This is a genomic window from Brevibacterium sp. NPDC049920, from assembly GCF_040656435.1.
Lineage (GTDB): Bacteria > Actinomycetota > Actinomycetes > Actinomycetales > Brevibacteriaceae > Brevibacterium > Brevibacterium pityocampae.
This window is the reverse complement of the sequence record NZ_JBFAMF010000004.1, coordinates 124,761-142,309: the sequence shown is the minus strand read 5'-3', so window position 1 is coordinate 142,309 and position 17,549 is coordinate 124,761. Positions and strand designations below refer to the sequence as shown.

At 72.3% G+C, this 17,549-nt stretch carries 16 protein-coding genes; 8 read left to right on the top strand and 8 right to left on the bottom strand.

The features are described 5' to 3' along the window. The first annotated feature begins 36 nt into the window (after nt 1–36). On the top strand, nt 37–720 hold the full coding sequence (locus tag AB0I45_RS05250; protein ID WP_137318572.1) for a hypothetical protein: 684 nt from the start codon (nt 37–39) through the stop codon (nt 718–720). A gap of 84 nt (nt 721–804) precedes the next feature. On the opposite strand, the gene AB0I45_RS05245 is transcribed toward AB0I45_RS05250, so the two are convergent. After that, nucleotides 805–1,239 (bottom strand): hotdog domain-containing protein, encoded by a 435-nt coding sequence (locus AB0I45_RS05245; protein ID WP_137320363.1) that lies wholly within the window; start codon nt 1,237–1,239, stop codon nt 805–807. Nucleotides 1,240–1,569: 330 nt separating this feature from the next. Here AB0I45_RS05245 and AB0I45_RS05240 point away from each other — a divergent pair, with 330 nt between their 5' ends. The 4 genes from AB0I45_RS05240 (at nt 1,570) to AB0I45_RS05225 (ending at nt 5,947) form a co-directional block, all read left to right on the top strand. Further along, nucleotides 1,570–2,262 carry a winged helix-turn-helix domain-containing protein gene (locus AB0I45_RS05240; RefSeq protein ID WP_345029152.1) on the top strand — a complete coding sequence of 231 codons (693 nt, stop codon included), beginning with the start codon at nt 1,570–1,572 and terminating at the stop codon, nt 2,260–2,262. 8 nt (nt 2,263–2,270) lie between these two features. Next, entirely contained in the window at nt 2,271–3,407 is a 1,137-nt protein-coding gene (locus AB0I45_RS05235; RefSeq protein ID WP_345029150.1) for a serine hydrolase domain-containing protein, read from the top strand. Beyond that, nucleotides 3,404–3,904: a hypothetical protein gene (locus AB0I45_RS05230; RefSeq protein WP_137318569.1), complete on the top strand. Its 501-nt coding sequence runs from the start codon at nt 3,404–3,406 to the stop codon at nt 3,902–3,904. Before AB0I45_RS05235 ends, AB0I45_RS05230 begins: the two co-directional genes overlap by 4 nt. Nucleotides 3,905–4,099: 195 nt before the next feature. After that, on the top strand, nt 4,100–5,947 hold the full coding sequence (locus AB0I45_RS05225; protein ID WP_345029147.1) for a metallophosphoesterase: 1,848 nt from the start codon (nt 4,100–4,102) through the stop codon (nt 5,945–5,947). A 46-nt stretch (nt 5,948–5,993) separates the two neighbouring features. Here the strand turns inward: AB0I45_RS05225 and AB0I45_RS05220 are convergent, their stop codons facing one another. The 3 genes from AB0I45_RS05220 to AB0I45_RS05210 all read right to left on the bottom strand — a co-directional run bounded on the left by AB0I45_RS05220 (nt 5,994) and on the right by AB0I45_RS05210 (nt 8,502). Further along, on the bottom strand, nt 5,994–6,404 hold the full coding sequence (locus tag AB0I45_RS05220; RefSeq protein ID WP_137318568.1) for a Rieske (2Fe-2S) protein: 411 nt from the start codon (nt 6,402–6,404) through the stop codon (nt 5,994–5,996). A gap of 87 nt (nt 6,405–6,491) precedes the next feature. Then, on the bottom strand, nt 6,492–7,637 hold the full coding sequence (locus AB0I45_RS05215; RefSeq protein WP_345029143.1) for a phosphotransferase: 1,146 nt from the start codon (nt 7,635–7,637) through the stop codon (nt 6,492–6,494). Nucleotides 7,638–7,647: 10 nt separating this feature from the next. Next, nucleotides 7,648–8,502: a TRIC cation channel family protein gene (locus AB0I45_RS05210; RefSeq protein WP_345029141.1), complete on the bottom strand. Its 855-nt coding sequence runs from the start codon at nt 8,500–8,502 to the stop codon at nt 7,648–7,650. A 597-nt stretch (nt 8,503–9,099) separates the two neighbouring features. Between AB0I45_RS05210 and AB0I45_RS05205 the strand changes: the two genes are divergently transcribed. Together AB0I45_RS05205 and AB0I45_RS05200 are read left to right on the top strand one after the other, a co-directional pair. Then, nucleotides 9,100–10,332 carry a pyridoxal phosphate-dependent aminotransferase gene (locus AB0I45_RS05205; RefSeq protein WP_345029138.1) on the top strand — a complete coding sequence of 411 codons (1,233 nt, stop codon included), beginning with the start codon at nt 9,100–9,102 and terminating at the stop codon, nt 10,330–10,332. Between the two features lie 95 nt (nt 10,333–10,427). Further along, nucleotides 10,428–11,423, top strand: coding sequence for a hypothetical protein (locus AB0I45_RS05200; RefSeq protein WP_345029136.1), 996 nt, complete (start codon nt 10,428–10,430; stop codon nt 11,421–11,423). 4 nt (nt 11,424–11,427) lie between these two features. Here AB0I45_RS05200 and AB0I45_RS05195 read toward each other — a convergent pair whose 3' ends face one another. After that, nucleotides 11,428–12,342 (bottom strand): AlkA N-terminal domain-containing protein, encoded by a 915-nt coding sequence (locus AB0I45_RS05195; RefSeq protein WP_345029134.1) that lies wholly within the window; start codon nt 12,340–12,342, stop codon nt 11,428–11,430. Further along, nucleotides 12,339–12,995, bottom strand: a complete 657-nt coding sequence (locus AB0I45_RS05190) for a GntR family transcriptional regulator (protein ID WP_247424275.1) — start codon at nt 12,993–12,995, stop codon at nt 12,339–12,341. The genes AB0I45_RS05195 and AB0I45_RS05190 overlap by 4 nt, the downstream gene beginning before the upstream one ends. 220 nt (nt 12,996–13,215) lie before the next feature. Between AB0I45_RS05190 and AB0I45_RS05185 the strand changes: the two genes are divergently transcribed. After that, nucleotides 13,216–15,324: an FAD-dependent oxidoreductase gene (locus AB0I45_RS05185; protein ID WP_345029131.1), complete on the top strand. Its 2,109-nt coding sequence runs from the start codon at nt 13,216–13,218 to the stop codon at nt 15,322–15,324. Nucleotides 15,325–15,346: 22 nt separating this feature from the next. Here the strand turns inward: AB0I45_RS05185 and AB0I45_RS05180 are convergent, their stop codons facing one another. Together AB0I45_RS05180 and AB0I45_RS05175 are read right to left on the bottom strand one after the other, a co-directional pair. Then, a complete protein-coding gene (locus AB0I45_RS05180) occupies nt 15,347–16,078 on the bottom strand; it encodes a YetF domain-containing protein (protein WP_345029129.1) in 732 nt (243 codons plus the stop codon). 68 nt (nt 16,079–16,146) lie between these two features. Further along, nucleotides 16,147–17,181 carry a bile acid:sodium symporter family protein gene (locus AB0I45_RS05175; RefSeq protein ID WP_345029128.1) on the bottom strand — a complete coding sequence of 345 codons (1,035 nt, stop codon included), beginning with the start codon at nt 17,179–17,181 and terminating at the stop codon, nt 16,147–16,149. Nucleotides 17,182–17,549: the final 368 nt, after the last annotated feature.

Genomic DNA, 17,549 nt, shown 5'->3' with positions numbered 1-17,549 from the left:
GGCTCCGGTTCGTCTGCTGCGTCTAGCGTGGCGGCCGTGCCCGAGCTCGTCCGACCTGTTGCGGGGACACCCGCTCCTCGACGTCGCGAAGCGCCCCTCGGCCGCGCGGCGCTGTGGTTCTGCCTCGGGCTCGGTGCCGGGATCCTCGTCTGCGCCGTCCTCGTCGCACTCTCCGGACCGATCCGCTTCCTGGCCGAGGCGTCGCCGGGCGTCCGGGTGCTCGCGCTCGCCTGGCCCGTGGTCCTCATCGCGGCCGCCGCATCGCTCCTCCACGCCGGCACCATGGCCGCGTGCGACATCGCCGTGCCACGAGCAGAAGCGGAGACTCTGCTGCGCACGGGCGCGGCCGGCCTCGCCCGGATCCGCCGCGTCCACGTCGAACGGCTGGGATCGCAGCGCCTGGTCCGGATCGCGCTCGACGCCCGACGCCGCTCGGGGTGCGCGCTGCGCAGCCGGCTGACCTGGCTGCTCGAGCCGCTCGACGCGGAGATGCTCGCCCGCGGGTCGGTGATCCCGGTGCGGTTCGACGCCGCCGCACCCCAGCGCATGGTGTTCGACGTGCGTGCGGACTCGCGCGAGCACGCCGCCGGGATCGATGTCGAGGAGGAGTTCTCGCCGCGCGGCATCCTCCGCGCCCGGCTGCGGTCTGTGCGCGCGTCCTCCTGCGCGGCCCTCGCGCTCGGGCTCGCCGTCGGTGCGGCCACCGTGCTCGCCGGCTGACAGGCGGGCCATCACTGGTCGGTCCCGCATTCACCGCTCGAGAGCCGGATGTCCGCGCTCCGGCCGAGGCGCGGGCCGGCCCGCTCAGGACCGGCGGTGTCGCAGCTCCTCGGGGAAGCGGTCGCGCTCGAAGGTGATGTCGGTGTAGCCGTGCTCCTTCGGCTCTCCGGACTCGTCGAGGCCGACGAACACGATCTTCTCGATCGACAGGATGAGCTCCTCGGTGATGATGTTGCGGACCTCGCAGCGCATGGTGAGCGAGGTGCGACCGAAGCTCGTGGCCTGCAGGCCGATCTCGATGATGTCGCCCTGCACGGCGGAGGCGCGGAAGTTGATCTCGGACAGGTACTTGGTGACGATCCGCTGGTTGCCGAGCTGGATCATCGCGTAGACGACGGCCTCGTCGTCGATCCAGCGCAGCAGGCTGCCGCCGAACAGCGTGCCGTTCGCGTTGAGGTCCTCCGGCCGCACCCACTTGCGGGTGTGGAAGTTCATCTGCGCGAACCGGGCGCGCTCCATCTCCGCGGCCGGGGAGTCGTCGTAGGTGCCGGCGGACCGGGGCGCGGCAGGTCCTGCTGTGCCGGGGGCCGGGGGTACCGGGGTCGCGGAATCGGTCGGGTCGGAGGACGGGGTGCGGGGCGTCTCGCTCATGGATCCATCGTAGGCCGAGGGGCCGGTCAGCCCGATGCCGGATCGGTCGGCCCCACGCCGGCCCGGCGCCGGCACGGCCGGGCCGGCCGCGCCTCGGCCCCGACGCAGCCCTGCCCCGCTCGAGCGCGCACTCCCCCTGATCCTCCCGTCGAGGAATCCTCCATTTACGTAATTACAGGAATTACGTACTATGGACACATGACCGATCACCAGGACCCCGCTCAGACGCCTTCCCCGGGCGACGGGCAGCCGGCTGACGCGCACGGCCCGGCCGGGAACCACCCCCCGGCCGACGATCTCGCAGCTCGCCTCACCGCCCTCGAGGAGCAGGTCTCCTCGCTCGTCGCAGCTCTCGGCACCGAGCCCGGCACCGCCGCCCGCGCGCCGGACCTCGCCGACCCGCTCCCCGGTGACACCTCCGCCGGCGCGCAGCCCACCTCGGGCTCGGCTCGCGGCTCCACCGGTGCGCAGCCGACCGCCGGCGGCGTCGATCCCTTCTGGGCCCTCAACGGGCTCAAGGACACGCTCGGCGACCTCGGCGGTGTCGTGTTCGCCGGCTACCTCCGCAAACCGGACGGCAGGCGGGCCGACTGGCAGTACGGCCGCACGGCCGCGCACATCGAGGCGGCGGACTTCGCGGACTCGGCCGCCGCGCTCGCCGCGCTCGCCAGCCCGGTCCGCCTCGCACTCATCCAGGCCGTGTACGACGGCGCGCACTCGGTTGCAGACCTCGTCGAATCCGGCGACTTCGGCACGACCGGTCAGATCTACCACCACGTCAACCAGCTCGCCGCGGCCGGCTGGCTCGAATCACCGCGGCGCGGCCGCTGGACGGTCCCCGTCGAGCGCATCATCCCGCTGCTCACCATCATCCTCGCCACCCAGGGTTAGGAGCGCCCATGTCCCCCCGCACACTCGTCCCGGCCATCGCGGCGATGGCGGCACTCGCCCTCGTCCTCACCGCCCTCACCCCGTTCCCCCGCTCTCTGCCCGCTGCAGACGCCGCCACCGGTGATGCCGAGCTCGCCGAGGAGGTCCGCACCGCGCTCGACGGCGGACGCGGCCACCACGCCCTCGCCGTCACCCGGATCCATCCCGACGGCTCCACCGAGTTCGCCGGCTTCGATGCCGATGAGCGCACCGAGTTCGAGATCGGCTCGGTGTCGAAGACCTTCACCTCCATGCTCTTCGCCGACGCCGTGGAGCGCCGCGAGGTCACCCCCGAGACCACGCTCGGCGCGGTGTTCGGCGAACGCGCCGGCAATGCGCAGGAGGTCACCCTCGACGCGCTCGCCTCCCACCGCTCCGGGCTGCCGCGGCTCGCACCGTCGGGTGCAGCAGGCTTCGCCCGGACGTTCCTTCTCACCTTCCTCCGGCTCGACCCCTACGTCGAGACCCGGGAGGGACTGCTCGACGGGCTCTCCGCGGTGGAGATCGACGCCGAGCCGGAGCCGCTGTACTCGAACTACGGCACGGCCCTCCTCGGCATGGCGCTCGAGGAGGTCACCGGCACCGCCTACGCCGACCTGCTGCGCGACCGGATCACCGCACCGCTGGGCATGGACGACACCTACGCCCCCATCACCGAGGACGGTCTGGCGCCCGGTGCGCCCACGGGCTACACCGCGGCCGACCTGCGCTCGGGCGCCTGGACCCTCGGACCCGAGGCGCCGGCCGGCGGGATCCGCTCGACCCCGCACGACATGGCGATCTGGCTCACCGCGGTGCGTGACGGCTCGGCACCCGGGGCCGCGGCCACGGAGCCCCGGCATCCGTTCGAGGAGCCCGGGGAGGAGATCGGCTGGGCCTGGATCACCAATCCCCTGGAGTCCGGGGAGGGCACCCTCACCGCGCACTCCGGCATGACCGGCGGGTACGCCTCGTTCGTCGGCTTCACCGACTCCGGTGACGCGGTCGTGGCGTTGGCGAACACCGCACTCGCCGTCGGCGGCACCGCCGCCCTCCTCGGCGGCTCCGCAACTCAGGGCACCGACACTGCGGACGACGCACCTGCGAACGAAGGAGCAGATCGATGACCACTGTCCTCACCGCCATCCTCATCGTCGGCCTAGGGATCCTCCTCTGGCTGTCCGCATCCCGGTTCCTCACCATGCGCAGGCTCGCGGCCGCAGTGACCACCGGAGCCGCTCCCGCGGAGTCGATGACCTCCGTCGACTCCGCGGCCCCGGTGACCGTGTCATCGACGCCGGCCGGCCGGGCGGGTCTCTCCGAGAAGGCCGAGAAGACCCTCGCCGGGTCCTCGCGCACCGGGATCATCACGGGCTACATCTCCGTGGTCACGACCTTCGCCATCGTGCGGCTGCTGCTCGGCTTCCCGCTCTGGGCGTTCCTCCTGTGGACTCTCGGCGCGCTCGTCCTCATCGCCTCCGTGTGGTTCGCCGCGCGCGCCTTCCCGGCGCTGCCGTGGCTGCCGACCGCCGGGCGGCGGGCGCAGATCGCCTCCACCGTCGTCGAGTGCATCGTCGCCGTGCTCGTCCTCGGCGTGCTCTTCGCCCCGATGCTGCTCGCCTGAACGGTGAGCGCCCGCTCCGGCGGGTGACCGCACTCCCCACCGGTCGCGCTCTGCTCTCTCGCCGGTGCCGTGCGGCTCACCGGGCGTTCACCGGCGCTTCCTCTCGTCGTCATATGGCCTCATCGCCCGAGCAATACCGGCCGGTAAGACTGTCCTAGATCGCCGTCCCGTGCCACGATCCGACCTGGGAGTCCCATGCAGCGCCTCGGAGCCTCAATACTGATCGCCGCCCTCGTCCTCTCCCCTCTTCCCGCCGCAGCGCTCGGGAGCACCGATACCGGTTCGACCGGCACGACGCCCGAGGCGCAGGTCTTCTCCGATGCCGAGCTCGACGTCCGTCGACTCGTCATCAACCCGACCGCAGCCCCCGACACCTCGGTCGCGGTCAACTTCTCCGCTCCGCCGGCAGCCGGCTACGACATCGAGCTCGAGCACCCGGACGGCACCGTGGATGCGATCCCCACGGAGCAGGACGGCTTCTACCTCATCAAGCACACGTGGCACGCCGAGCTCACCGGACTGCGGCCCGACACCGCCTACCGGTACCGGGTGGTCCGCGACGACCTCGACGAGGAATCCGCGGCCGGTCCGGACAGCGGGGCCGGGGACTGGCACTCCTTCACCACCGCCGCCGCCGGTGCGGCCGACTTCGACTTCCTCTATTTTGGCGACGCTCAGGAGGGCCTGCGCGACGCCTGGCCGCCGGTCGTCGACGCCGGGTTCGAGGCCGTTCCCGAGGCCCGCCTGTCGATCCACGCCGGCGACATGGTCAACTGGGCGCCGATCCAGATGGAGTGGGATGACTGGTTCGCCGGGCTCGGCGAGAACGCCGCGGACCGGCTCGTCATGCCGGTCCCGGGCAATCACGAGACCTACGGCGACTCCCGCATGCGCTACTTCCGGATGAATTTCGCGCTCCCGGACAACGGCGCCACGGACGAGACCTCCTACTACTACGACTACCAGGGCGTCCGCTTCGTCGGACTCGACGGCAACCGGGACCTCGAGGCGCAGGTGGCCTGGCTCGACGAGGTGCTGACGGACAACCCTCACGACTGGACCGTCGTCACCATGCACCAGCCGATCTTCTCCTCGGCGGTGGGCCGCGACGAGCCCGAGGCGCGTGCGGCGATCGGCCCGGTGCTCCAGGAGCACGATGTCGACCTCGTCCTCCAGGGCCACGACCACACCTATGCCCGCGGCTACGTCGACGAGGACGCCACGGAGACGCCGGGCGTCACCTCCGGGCCGGTGTACGTGATCTCCAATGCGGGGCCGAAGCACTACCAGCAGCAGCCGATCGACGACAACACGTGGACGCAGAACGGAGCGACCCAGGTGGTCCGGCACGGTCAGGTGTCGACGTACCAGAGGATCGCGATCCGCGGGTGCGAGCTCGAGTACACCTCGGTCATCGGCGCGAAGGGATCGAACCCGACGACGGACCTCGGAGTGGGCGAAGTCCTCGATCAGTTCTCCATCGACCGCTGCGGCGAAGACAAGCTCGTGACCGACGGGCCGATCGCCGACGACGGGCGCGCCCCCGAGGACCAGAACCCCGACGAGGATCCCCGGCCGGGCGAGGAGGTGCCCTCGGAGGACCCGACGCCGAGCGACGACGACCCTACCGTCGCACCGACGGGCGACGCTTCGCCGGCCCCGGACGACCCGGAGACCGCCGCGCCGACCCCTGATCCGACCACGGACCCGACCGCATCACCGACCACGGACCCGAAGGCATCACCGACCGCCGGCCCGTCCGATGCGCCCGACGAGGAGCAGCCCGGGCGCGAGGACGATGAGGACGACGAGGGAACCGATCCCGGCCAGCCCGGGGATGACCGTTCCGATGGTGATCGCTCCGATGATCCCCCGCGCACGGAGCCCAGGGGCGGGAACGGCACCGAAGGTGGTGAGGACTCCGGCGGCGACCGGGGCACCCTGCCGCGGACCGGGGCCGAGGCCGGTACAGCGCTCGGGGTCGGTGCGGCCCTCATCGTGCTCGGCGCGACGGCCCTCATCCTCCGTCGGCGCCTCGGCTGACCCGGTTCCGGACGGCCGCGGCGCCGACGCTGCTGTCGGATCCGGCTCAGCTCGCCGGGCCGATGGTGAGCTGGCCGTCGGCCTCGGTCACCTGCGCCTCCTTGAGCGGCACATCCGTAGGCCCGGACATCACCGTGCCGTCGGCGGTGGAGAAGCGCGAGGAGTGGCAGGGACAGATGATCTCCGTCTCGGTGATCTCGCGCACCGTGCACCCCTGGTGGGGGCAGATCGCGGTGTAGGCGCGGAAGTCGCCGGCGGTCGGCTGCACCACCGCGTAGGTGTTGTCGAGCACGAGTCCGGAGCCCACGGGCACCTCGGAGGCGGCGACGGTGAGGGTTGGGCTGCTCTCCCCGCCGGAGTCGTCGGAGGAGCAGGCGGCGGTGAGGCCCACCCCGGCGAGTCCACCGGTGACGGCGGCGGCCTGGATGACGCGGCGACGGTTCGGCTGGCGGATCATGGGATTCCTCCTGGGGGCGGGGTCCGGGTGCGGGTGGTCGGTGTCAGCGCGGCGGGCGCTTGCCGGGGCCGGCGGCGGGCACGGGGCTCACGAGCCGAGCACCGCGCGCAGCACCGGCCAGGTGCTGCGCATGCGCGCGCGTCCGGTGCGCGCGTGCGGGTGCTCGGGCGGGGCGGTGATGGCGCGGGCGGTCCAGGTGCATGCGATGAGCGCCAGCCGGGTGAGAGCGGCGTGCTCGACGAGCGCGGACTCCGCCGGGTCGAGCGCCGCCGAGGTGCCCGCCGCCTCGGCCTGGTACGCCCGGTGGGCGGCGGTGAGGGCCGCGGCCGGATCGCTCTGCCCGATCATCGCCGAGACGGCGGCGATCGCGAGCTCGGCCAGCCGCGGCGCGGTGGCGGAGTCGTTGAAGTCGATGACGCCGGAGACCCGCCCGCCGGACAGCAGGATGTTGGAGTCGTTGAGGTCCTGGTGGACGACCTGGTGCGGGAGCCCGGCGAGCGCCGGCCGCACCGACTGCTCGAACTCCTGGGCGTGCGCGCGGACGAGCGCGAGGTCGGCCGACAGCGGGGTGCCGAACTCCTGCGGGACCTGCCCGGCGGCCTCGAGCGCGTTGATGCGGTCGCAGAGGGAGAGCACGTTCGCGCCGGTCGCGACGAACGACCAGGGGTGGACCACGGGTGCGGGTTCGGCAGGGGCGTCGGCGAGCGCGTTCGTCATCCGGGCGGCGAGCGCACCGGCGAGTCCCGGGTACTCCCCGGACCGCGCGGCGGCCGCCTCCTGCCCGGGCAGGAATGCGTGGAGCCGGACCATCGCCGGAGTGCCATCGACGTCGACGAGGGCGAGCGCACCGGAGGACTCCCCGGTCGAGGGGTCGGTGAAGGGGGTGCGGGCCGGGACCTGGGCCGCTACGGGGAGACCGGCGGCACGCGCCCGCTCCTGGGTGCGGCACACCCAGTCGAAATGGGCCGGCGTCATCGTCGGCGACGGGTACTCGGCCTTGAGCACGAACCGTGCAGGCGGCTGCCCGGGATCACCGGCCTGCTCGACGGCATCGGTCTGCTCGGGGTGATCGGATCCTCCGGGTCGATCGGGCTGTCCGAGCTCCGCGCGCAGCAGCACGTTGATCGCGGCGAGTCCGGGCAGGGACTCCTCGAACACGACGTCCACCCCGAACTCCGCGGCGCACAGCCCGACAATCTCCTCGGGAGCGAGCGAATGCAGCGGGCGCGTCATACCTTCCAGCCTACCCGTCGGCCCGCGGCGCGTCAGAGCCGTCGCCCGGGTCCGCAGGCGGTGCGCCGCCGGTGCGCGAGCGGTCGTCGCGCCCCTGTTCCTCCGCGTCCCGGGCCCCGGCGTGCCGCTCCCCACTCCGGCCCGTGGCGTGGCTGCCGGATGCGGTCGCCGGGCTGCGGCGCACCCACAGCGGGCGGAAGGCGGACCCGCGCTTCCGGGCCTGGGCGTGGATCTCGCGGAAGGACCAGCCGCGCATCGGCTGGGGCACGCGCCACTGGAGGCACCAGGCGAGCATCCGGAAGGCGAACACGAGCACCACGATCACGCTGCCCGTCCACACGTTCCAGATGTCGTTGAAGCGGACGAGCGCGGTGAGCACCGCGCCGACGAAGGCCGGGATCACGTAGAGGTCGGAGCCGTTGAACACGGCGGGCACCTCGTTGGCGACGACGTCGCGCATGAGCCCCCCGCCGGTCGCGGTGAGCACTCCGAGGATGACGGCGGCCGGGAAGTTCATCCCGCCGCCGATCGCGATGATCGAGCCGGTGACGGAGAACAGCGCGAGCCCCAGGGCATCGAACACGACGATCGGCACCCGCGCGCGTTCTGCGCGGTGTCCGAGCAGGTAGACGACGACAGCGGCGAGCACCGGCGGGAGCAGGTAGATCGGTTCCCGGAGCGAGTTGGGGGTGGTGCCGAGGATGACGTCGCGGATCACACCGCCGCCCAGCCCGGCGAGGAGACCGAGGATGAGGCCGCCGGTGATGTCGAAGTTCCGGCGCGCGGCAAGCAGGTTGCCGGAGATCGCGAAGAAGAAGACGCCGAGGAGGTCGAAGACGAGGAGCAGGACGGAGGGGGAATTCACGCCTTCCAGAGTAGTCCGCACCCACGCTCGTCGGCACAGACGGCGCCCGACCGTAGTCGGGACGGCAGACCGGCCCGGACCTCGGGCCGCACCCACCGAGCCCGGATGCAAGTGTTTCTCACCCGGACAACCGAATATCAGCTGAAGCGGTCCGGAACGCCCCCGAAACAGCTGCTGTTCGCAGAGGCACTCGCATCGGCATCCGCAGCCGGGGACGGGAGCCCGGCCCACAGCCGGGGACGGGAGCCCGGCCCGCGGCCGGGACTGCGGGCCAAAGGCCGACAGGTGGAACCTTTTGCTTCCCAGTGTCCGCGCGACCGCGATCGTATCGTGGACCATGGCGTCACCACGCCTCGGAGGTGCGCTGCCGGCCCGCAGCGCACCACTGCGCGCCGCCGCACCACGGCGCACCACCGCACCCAGCACCACCCAGCACCACGGCGCACTGCACCACGGCGCACCACTGCGCCACCGCACCACCCAGCACCACGGCGCACTGCACCACGGCGCACCACTGCGCCACCGCACCACCTAGCACCGCCGCACCTCGCGCCGGCAGGCCTCCGCCCGTCCGCCCCGCCTCCACGAAAGGTCTCCATGTTCACGCAGTCGGCCAAGCTCTCCAACGTCCTCTACGACATCCGCGGGCCCGTGCTCGAGGAGGCCGACCGGATGGAGGCGGAGGGCCACCGGATCCTCAAGCTCAACATCGGCAACCCCGCCCCGTTCGGCTTCGAGGCCCCCGATGCGATCCTCGTCGACATGATCAAGCACCTCCCGGAAGCACAGGGCTACAGCGACTCCCGGGGGATCCCCTCGGCCCGCCGCGCCGTCGTCCAGTACTACGAGACGAAGGGCATCCGGAACCTCGACGCCGACGACGTCTACCTCGGCAACGGGGTGAGCGAGCTCATCACGCTCTCCCTCCAGGCGCTGTGCGACCCCGGCGACGAGATCCTCGTCCCCACCCCGGACTACCCGCTGTGGACCGCCTCGGTGGCGCTGTCCGGCGGCACCCCGGTCCACTACCAGTGCGACGAGCACGACGCCTGGAACCCCGACCTCGACGACATCCGCGCGAAGATCACCCCGAACACGCGCGGGATCGTCGTCATCAACCCGAACAACCCCACCGGCGCCGTCTACTCCCCCGAGCTGCTCGACGGGATCGTCGCGATCGCGCAGGAGCACGACCTCATCGTGTTCGCCGACGAGATCTACGAGAAGATCACCTACGGCGACGCGGAGATGGTGAACATGGCCACCCGCACCGGCGAGGACGTGCTGTGCCTGACGTTCTCCGGGCTGTCGAAGGCGTACCGGATCGCCGGCTACCGATCGGGCTGGCTCGCGATCACCGGTCCGAACTGGAAGGCCGAGAGCTACCTCGAGGGCATCAAGCTGCTCGCGAACATGCGGATGTGCGCGAACGTGCCGGCCCAGCACGCGATCCAGGCCGCGCTCGGCGGCCACCAGTCGATCGAGGACCTCATCCTGCCCGAGGGCCGCCTGGGCTCGCAGATGGCACTCGCGGCCGAGCGCCTCAACGCGATCGACGGGGTCAGCTGCTCACCGGCACGCGGCGCGCTGTACCTGTTCGCCAAGCTCGACACGGAGAAGTTCGGGATCGTCGACGACGAGCAGTTCGCTCTCGACCTGCTCCGCGAGCAGAAGATCCTCGTCAGCCACGGCACCGCATTCAACTGGGGGCGGCCGGACCACTTCCGGCTCGTCACCCTGCCGAGCGTCGAGGTGCTCGCCGAGGCGCTCGACCGGCTCGAGGAGTTCCTCGCCGGGTACCGGCAGACCGAGGCGGCCGCCGCCCGCTGAGGGGAGCGGGCGGCCGCGGCGACCCGCTCGCCGCGCGCCCGCCTCCTGTGGGCGGCCTGGACGCGCCTGCCGGCGCGATTGGGCACAATGGGGTCATGAGTGAGTTCGATGACACCCCCACCGACGGCCCCGACTTCGACGACGCCATTGCCGGCACCGCCGCCGACGACACCCTCGACGACGCCGCATTCGACGACGTGCTCGCCGAATCCGCGGAGGGCGAGGTCGGCTCCGTCGAGCTCGAGGACGATTCCTTCGACCTGCGTGCCGTCGACATGCCGCTCACGGCAGCAGATGCCACAGCCCTCGGACTCACCGGGCTGCTCTCGCTCATGCGCCCCGACGACGTGGCCCCCGGCCCCGGTCGGTTCGCCTACCGGCTGGCCTACGGCGCACTCTCCGGTGCCACCCTGTGGCTGACGAACACGGCGGAGGAGACCACGGACCTCGACGCCTACGCCGCCCGCAACCTCAATACGGGCATCGCCCTGGGTGGCGGCGTGCTGTGCTCGGCCCTGTTCGACCCGCGGATCTCCGCGAACTGGTGGGCCGACGACCTCTTGGCGAAGCTCGGGATCAAGCACCCGCGGGTGGCGGTCGCCGGCCTGACCGTCGCCGCGACCGCCGGTGCGATCATGCTCGAGCGCTGGCTCGACGCCCGCACCAAAGGCATCGGCTTCGAAGCCCCCGAGGACGAGGAGACCGAGGTCGAGCTCACGCCCTCCCAGCGCACCGTGCTCGACCTGCTCGTCGTCGGCGAGTCCGCGAACGCGCGCTCGCTGCGCGACCAGCTCGCACGGGCCCGGTTCTTCGTCTACGGCGACCACAACTTCTACCGGGTCGAGGTGCCGCAGGAGGGACAGCGGATCCTCCCGCACTCCCACATCCACCCCACCCGGGGCCGCTTCACCGATGCCGACGGGCTGCCGGCGCTCATCACGCTCCACATCGAGGACGGGTACCTCTCCGCGGTCGAGGTCGGCCCCGACTGGCTCGACCTCACCGAGGAGCCCGAGGACTGGACCCCCTACGAATCCGCCGATGCGTGGCCCAAGCCGGCCGAGGTGACGCTCGTCAAGGACGAGCGCTGAGCCCTCACCCGGCGTCGTAGGCGGCGTACGTCCACAGATGCATGAGCGCCCGCGCCCGGTGCGGGCGCCACGGCTCGGCGAGGTCATGGGCGGCGCGCGGGGACAGGGTCGCCTCGGCCCCGGTGAGGCGGGCGAGCGCCTGCCGCAGCACGAGGTCCCCGGGGACGCAGGCGTCGGAGTCGACAGTGCACCGGAACAGCATGTAGTCCACGGTCCACGGCCCGACCCCGGACACCGCGAGCAGCCGCTCACGCAGCCGCGCCACCGCCTCGACGTCCGCTGCGGCGAGCTCTGCCGCCCCCACCGGGTGGTCCCCGGCGTCCGCGAACACCGCGGCGGTGCCGACGATCGCCCGCGCCCGCATGCCCGGCACCCGCAGCAGGCCGGCGAGCTCCCCCGCATCGAGTGCCGCGACCGCCCGCGGGTCGGGGAACCGCACACCATCCGGGGACAGCAGGGAGTGGAACCGGGCGTCGAGAGTGCGGGCCGCGGCGAGCGACACCTGCTGGCCGAGGATCGCGAACACCGCGGTCTGGAAGGGGTCGAAGGCCCCCGGCACGCGCAGACCCGGCCGCGCCCGCACGAGCGGGCCGACGATCGGGTCGCTGCCGAGCGCGGTGCTCACCTCGGCCGGATCCTGGTCGAGGTCGAGGAACTGCCGCACCTGGTCGAGCACCGCCGGGTGATCGGAGCCCGCCCCGCCGAGGCGCACCGTCACCGCGGACTCCCCCGAGCCCGGCAGGTCGATCTCGAGCGGGACGGGCCCGTGCGCGCCGTCCACCGAGCGGGAGTACGTGCCGCCGGTGAACGCATCGACCCCGACCACGAGGTGCGCGCGGAGGAACCCGGCGAACGCCGCCGCATCGAAGGGCGGGGTGAAGGGCAGGCGGTGGACCGCCGTCGGGCCGGGCCGGGTCACCCGGCCTCGGTCTTCCTGAAGTAGTGGAGGTTGTCGACGACGAGCCGCTCCGCCTCGTCCGCACGGCCGGCGGCGATCGCCTCGACGAGCTCGATCGTCTCCTGTGCGCTGCGGAGGTCGACAGCGGGGGACTTGGGGCCGAGGTCGGCGACCCGGCTCTGATCGCGCAGGCGCAGGCCGATGCTCGCCGCCCGGTGTCCCAGCCCGGCGCGGAGCACCTCGCCGTAGAAGCGTCGGTCGGCGGTGAGGAAGGCGGCGGAGTCCTCACTGCGCGCCGCCTCGAGCACCGATGCGGCGAGCTCGCGCAGCCGTTCGATCGACCCGGGCTCTCCCGCCTCGCACAGGCGCCGCACCGCGGGCACGGTGAGCAGGGAACGGAGCTCGATGAGCTCCTCGAGATCGGCCTCGGTCACCGGCACGAGCCGGTAGCCGCGGTTGGGCACCGCCTCGACGGTGCCGTCGGCGACGAGCGACATCATCGCCTCGCGCACGGGACTCAGCGACATGCCGAGCTGCTTGGCGAGCGCGGCGGCCGAATAGACGGTGTGCTCGGCGAGCTCGCCGGTGGTGATCGCCGCACGGATCGCGTCGAGCGCCTGTTCCCGGAACGAGGGGCTGCGCACCACGCGCCTCCGCTCGGTATCAGCGCTCATGCCACCGCCTCTCGATCGCCGGCCCGGGCACGCTCCGTCGCCCTGCACTCCATGGTCCTCGCTCCTCCCGTCTCGGGTCGACGCGGTGCCGACACCCCGGTGCGCCTCCGCGATCGGTGCGTACCGGACCCTTGACATCACTGTGATGCACATCACTATACTCATCCTATCGGTAATCGATTACCGATCACTCGCCGCCTCTCGTCCACGGGAGCACCCCATGTCATCGGACATCCTGCTCGAACCCTTCGACCTCGGTCCGCTGCGGCTGCGCAACCGCATCGTCTCGACCTCCCATGAACCGGCGTACACGGAGAACGGGATGCCCACCGACCGCTACCGCGTCTACCACCTGGAGAAGGCGCGCGACGGGGTGGGGCTGACGATGATCGGCGGCTCGGCGTGCGTGTCCGCGGACTCGCCGGCGGCGTTCGGCAACATCGACCTGTCCACCGACGCGGTCGTGCCCTGGCTCGACAAACTCGCCGCCGACTGCCACGGGGCGGGGGCGGCGGTGATGATCCAGGTCACCCACCTCGGGGCGCGGACCTCGAACTATGCCGGGGGCTGGCTGCCGGTCGTCGCGCCCAGCCGCTACCGCGAGCCGCAGCACCGCGCATTCGCCAAGGCGGCCGAGGACTGGGACATCGAGCGGATCGTCGCCGACTACGCCGCGGCGGCCCGGCGGGTGGCCGCGGCCGGCCTCGACGGCCTCGAGCTCCAGCACTACGGGCACCTCATGGACGCCTTCGTGTCCCCCTGGCTCAACGACCGCGAGGACGAGTACAACGGGAGCCTGGAGAACCGGCTGCGGTTCCCCCTCATGGTCATCGACGCGGTGCGCGCCGCGGTCCCGCCCGACTTCCTCGTCGGGATCCGGATGAGCGTCGACGAGTGCCGCGCGGACGGGCTCGTCGAGGACGACGCGGTGGAGATCCTGCAGGTGTACGCCGAGCACGGGATCGACTTCCTCTCCCTCATCAAGGGCCGGCTCGACTCCGACCGAGCGCTCGCCTCGACGATCCCCGGCATGGGCACGCCGTCCGCCCCGTTCCTCGACGTGTGCCGCCGGATCCGGCAGCGGATCACGATCCCGATCATGCACGCCACCCGGATCGCCGACGTCCCGACCGCCCGGCATGCGCTGGCCGACGGCTGCGTGGACCTCGTGGGCATGACGCGCGCGCACCTCGCCGACCCGCATCTCGTGGAGAAGATCGCCGCCGGTCAGGAGGACGACATCCGTCCGTGCGTGGGCGCGAACCTGTGCCTCGACAGCATCTACGTGTCCGGCGCCGCGCACTGCATCCACAACCCCGCGACCGGCCGCGAGCTCACCCTGCCGCAGGTGGTGCCCGCCGGCGAGGTGGCCCGTCCCCGGCACGTCGTCGTGGTCGGGGCGGGCCCGGCCGGGCTCGAGGCGGCCCGCGTGTGTGCGGTCCGCGGCCACCGGGTGACCGTGCTCGAGGCCGCCGGCGAGTACGGCGGGCAGGTGCGGATCGCCGCGCGCTCCCCGCGCCGCCGCGACCTCATCGGGATCGTCGACTGGCGCTGGCAGCAGGCGCTCAAGCACGGGGTGGAGTTCCGGTTCTCCGCGTTCGCGGACGAGGAGATGATCGCGGGTCTCGCCCCGGACGCGGTGGTCATCGCCACCGGTGGGCTGCCGGATTCCGCGGTGGCCCCCGGGGAGAGGCTCGTCCACGACGTCTGGGACGTCATGACCGATCAGCTCCCGCGCCGCGGCCGGGTGCTCGTGTACGACGACCACGGGCTCAATCCCGCGCTCGACGCGGTGGAGCGGCTCGCTGAGGCCGGCGCGGAGGTCGTCTACGCCTCACCGGAGCGGATGATCGGGATCGACGTCGGCTCGATGAACTCGCCGGCCTACCTCGAGGTGTTCGGCCGCCGCGGGGTCGAGGTGCGCCTGGCGGAGAGGCTCGCAGACGTCAGCCGCGCCGACGGGCGGCTGCGTGCCACCCTGCGCAACGAGTACTCCGACACCGACGCCGTGTTCGAGGTCGATGCGGTGGTCGTCGACCACGGCACGATCCCCAATGCCGAGCTCTACACCGCGCTCAAGCCGGGCTCGCGCAACGGCGGCGCGGTGGACCAGCAGGCACTGCGCGACCCGCTCGCCGCCCGGAGCCGCAAGCTCCCGGTGGCTGTGCGCGCGGGAGGGGCGGGGAGTGCAGAAGGTTCCGGCGGCGGCTCGGAAGGTTCCGGCAGCGGCGCGGCCGGCTACGACCTGTTCCGGATCGGCGACGCGGTGAGCAGCCGCACCATCCATTCCGCGATCCTCGACGCGCTCCGCCTGGGTCTGCTCATCTGATCCCGGTCACGGTTGATCCCGGTCAGCGTCGGGGGCCGTCGGCGGGTCCGTGCCCCGGGCGGTGCGCCTCGCCCGCGCTCTGCCCCGCCCCATCGCCGGACTCCGGCACACCGGGCGAGCGCCCGCCGGTCCCCTCGGGAGAGGAGGCCCGGGCGGAGCGCGACCCGGCAGCGCGCACCTCCGCATCCGTCGGAGCACCTGCGGTGACGAGTTCGGCGCCGACGACGCCATCGAGGATGCGCGGGTCGACCGGCTCCCCGGAGTCGAAGACCGAGAGCCCGCCGGTCGATTCGAGGATGACGCACTGGACGAGGTCGGGGTTCGGTACGCCGCGCGCCCGCAGGGCGGCCATGATGTCGCTGTACGTGACGTGGGACCGCCGCAGGTGCTCGTCGACCACCCTGCCGTGCGCCATCACGACGACCCCGGTCGATTCGAGGACGCGGCGCATCCCCCGCCAGTTCCGCACGGCCCCGAACACCGCCTCGGCGGCCATGAGCGTGAACAGGCCGATCACTCCTGCCGCGAGCGTCGGCGGGTGGCCGAGGATGACGCGGCCGGCGACCGCGCCGAACATGATCGTCACGACGACGTCGAAGCTCGAGGTCACCGCGAGCACGCGGGCGCCGAAGACCCTGACGAAGACGAGGAACGTCAGATAGATCGCGATCGCGGACAGCACGACGAGCGGGATCCGCCACAGCTCGATCCCGAGCGCGTCGATGAGGGTCTCGGTGTCCGGCATGATGCTCATGAGCCTACCGGCCGCACCACCGGGAACGGGCCGGCGGAGGGGTCACCGGCGGCTCGCAGCGTCGCAGGTCACCGCGCCTCGGGTGCGGGCGCCGGGGCCGGGGATTCTGCGGTGCGCGCCCTGCGGCGGTCGAGGTTCTGGCAGATCAGGGCGAAGAGCGCGCCGGACACGTTGTGCCACACGGAGAACACCGCTCCGGGCAGGGCGGCGAGCGGGTTCATGTACTGCGCGGCGAGGCCGGCGGCGAGGCCCGAGTTCTGCATCCCGACCTCGATCGCGACGGTGCGGCGCGAGGGCAGCGGGAGGCGGAACAGGGCGGCCGCACCGTACCCGAGCGCCATCCCGACCACGTTGTGGAGGATGACGGCGGCGAGGACGAGGAGTCCGGCCTCGATGATCCGGTCGGCGCTGCCGGACACGACGATCGCGACGATCACCGCGATGGTGAGCACGGACAGCCAGGGCAGGACCGGCAGCAGCCGGACGACGACCTTGGGCAGGAGCAGCCGGACGACGACGCCGAGCACCACGGGGACGAGGACGATCTTGACGATGGTGAGCGCCATGTCGCCGGCGGCGACGGGCATGTACTGCCCGGCCAGCCACAGGGTGAGCAGCGGGGTGAGGAGGGGCGCGAGCAGCGTGGACACCGAGGTCATCGTCACCGACAGGGCGACGTCGCCGCGGGCCAGGTACGCCACGACGTTCGAGGCGGTGCCGCCGGGCGCGCAGCCGACGAGGATGACGCCGGCGGCGATCTCCGGCGGCAGCTGGAGGAGGACGACGACGAGGAGCGCGACGAGCGGCATGATGACGAACTGCGCGATGACGCCGAGCAGCACCGGCAGCGGGCGCTTGGCGACGAGGGCGAAGTCGACCGGCCGGAGAGTGAGCCCCATCGTGAACATCACGACGCCGAGCAGGGTGTTGACCGCCGGTGCCGCCTGGGAGACCGTGTCGGCGGCGAGATAGCCGACGACGCCGCCGGCGATGATGAGGAGCGGGAACACGGTGACGGCGATGTAGCCGCTGCGCGCCTCCTTCGCGGCAGCTCGCGGGTCGCCGGGTCGGGCGGTGTCGTCTCGCAGTGCGGCGTCCGGCATCGGTCGCTCCTTCGGGTCGTGCGTCTGGAATGTCGGCTGATTTCCGCGATTCTACGCGGATGTCAATGATTGAGACATCCGTCTCACAATGTGTCGGCCTGCGGCGGCCCAGGGGCCTGGTGCCGGCGGATCCGCCCGCTCGGATCGGCACGCGCCCACACTCCGCCGTGGCACCCGGTGACCCTCCATGACAGCAGGTGTCACCGGGTGACCCCGGATGACGTGCTCCGGGTACGTGTTCCGGCCGACGCGGCAGACTGGTGGTGCCTCGCGAGTCCGCAGCCGCGTCGCCCATTGCACCGCTCCCTAACGGGCGGTCGAGCGCGCTGCGTGCCGATCGCCCTCACGGAGAGCACGGACCGATCCGA

Excerpts from the sequence above, each read along its gene's own strand:
- AB0I45_RS05245 (WP_137320363.1), bottom strand. The coding sequence starts at position 1,239 with ATGGAGCGCGCCCGGTTCGCGCAGATGAACTTCCACACCCGCAAGTGG.
- AB0I45_RS05240 (WP_345029152.1), top strand. The coding sequence starts at position 1,570 with ATGACCGATCACCAGGACCCCGCTCAGACGCCTTCCCCGGGCGACGGG.
- AB0I45_RS05235 (WP_345029150.1), top strand. The coding sequence starts at position 2,271 with ATGTCCCCCCGCACACTCGTCCCGGCCATCGCGGCGATGGCGGCACTC.
- AB0I45_RS05230 (WP_137318569.1), top strand. The coding sequence starts at position 3,404 with ATGACCACTGTCCTCACCGCCATCCTCATCGTCGGCCTAGGGATCCTC.
- AB0I45_RS05225 (WP_345029147.1), top strand. The coding sequence starts at position 4,100 with ATGCAGCGCCTCGGAGCCTCAATACTGATCGCCGCCCTCGTCCTCTCC.
- AB0I45_RS05220 (WP_137318568.1), bottom strand. The coding sequence starts at position 6,404 with ATGATCCGCCAGCCGAACCGTCGCCGCGTCATCCAGGCCGCCGCCGTC.
- AB0I45_RS05215 (WP_345029143.1), bottom strand. The coding sequence starts at position 7,637 with ATGACGCGCCCGCTGCATTCGCTCGCTCCCGAGGAGATTGTCGGGCTG.
- AB0I45_RS05205 (WP_345029138.1), top strand. The coding sequence starts at position 9,100 with ATGTTCACGCAGTCGGCCAAGCTCTCCAACGTCCTCTACGACATCCGC.
- AB0I45_RS05200 (WP_345029136.1), top strand. The coding sequence starts at position 10,428 with ATGAGTGAGTTCGATGACACCCCCACCGACGGCCCCGACTTCGACGAC.
- AB0I45_RS05190 (WP_247424275.1), bottom strand. The coding sequence starts at position 12,995 with ATGAGCGCTGATACCGAGCGGAGGCGCGTGGTGCGCAGCCCCTCGTTC.
- AB0I45_RS05185 (WP_345029131.1), top strand. The coding sequence starts at position 13,216 with ATGTCATCGGACATCCTGCTCGAACCCTTCGACCTCGGTCCGCTGCGG.
- AB0I45_RS05180 (WP_345029129.1), bottom strand. The coding sequence starts at position 16,078 with ATGAGCATCATGCCGGACACCGAGACCCTCATCGACGCGCTCGGGATC.
- AB0I45_RS05175 (WP_345029128.1), bottom strand. The coding sequence starts at position 17,181 with ATGCCGGACGCCGCACTGCGAGACGACACCGCCCGACCCGGCGACCCG.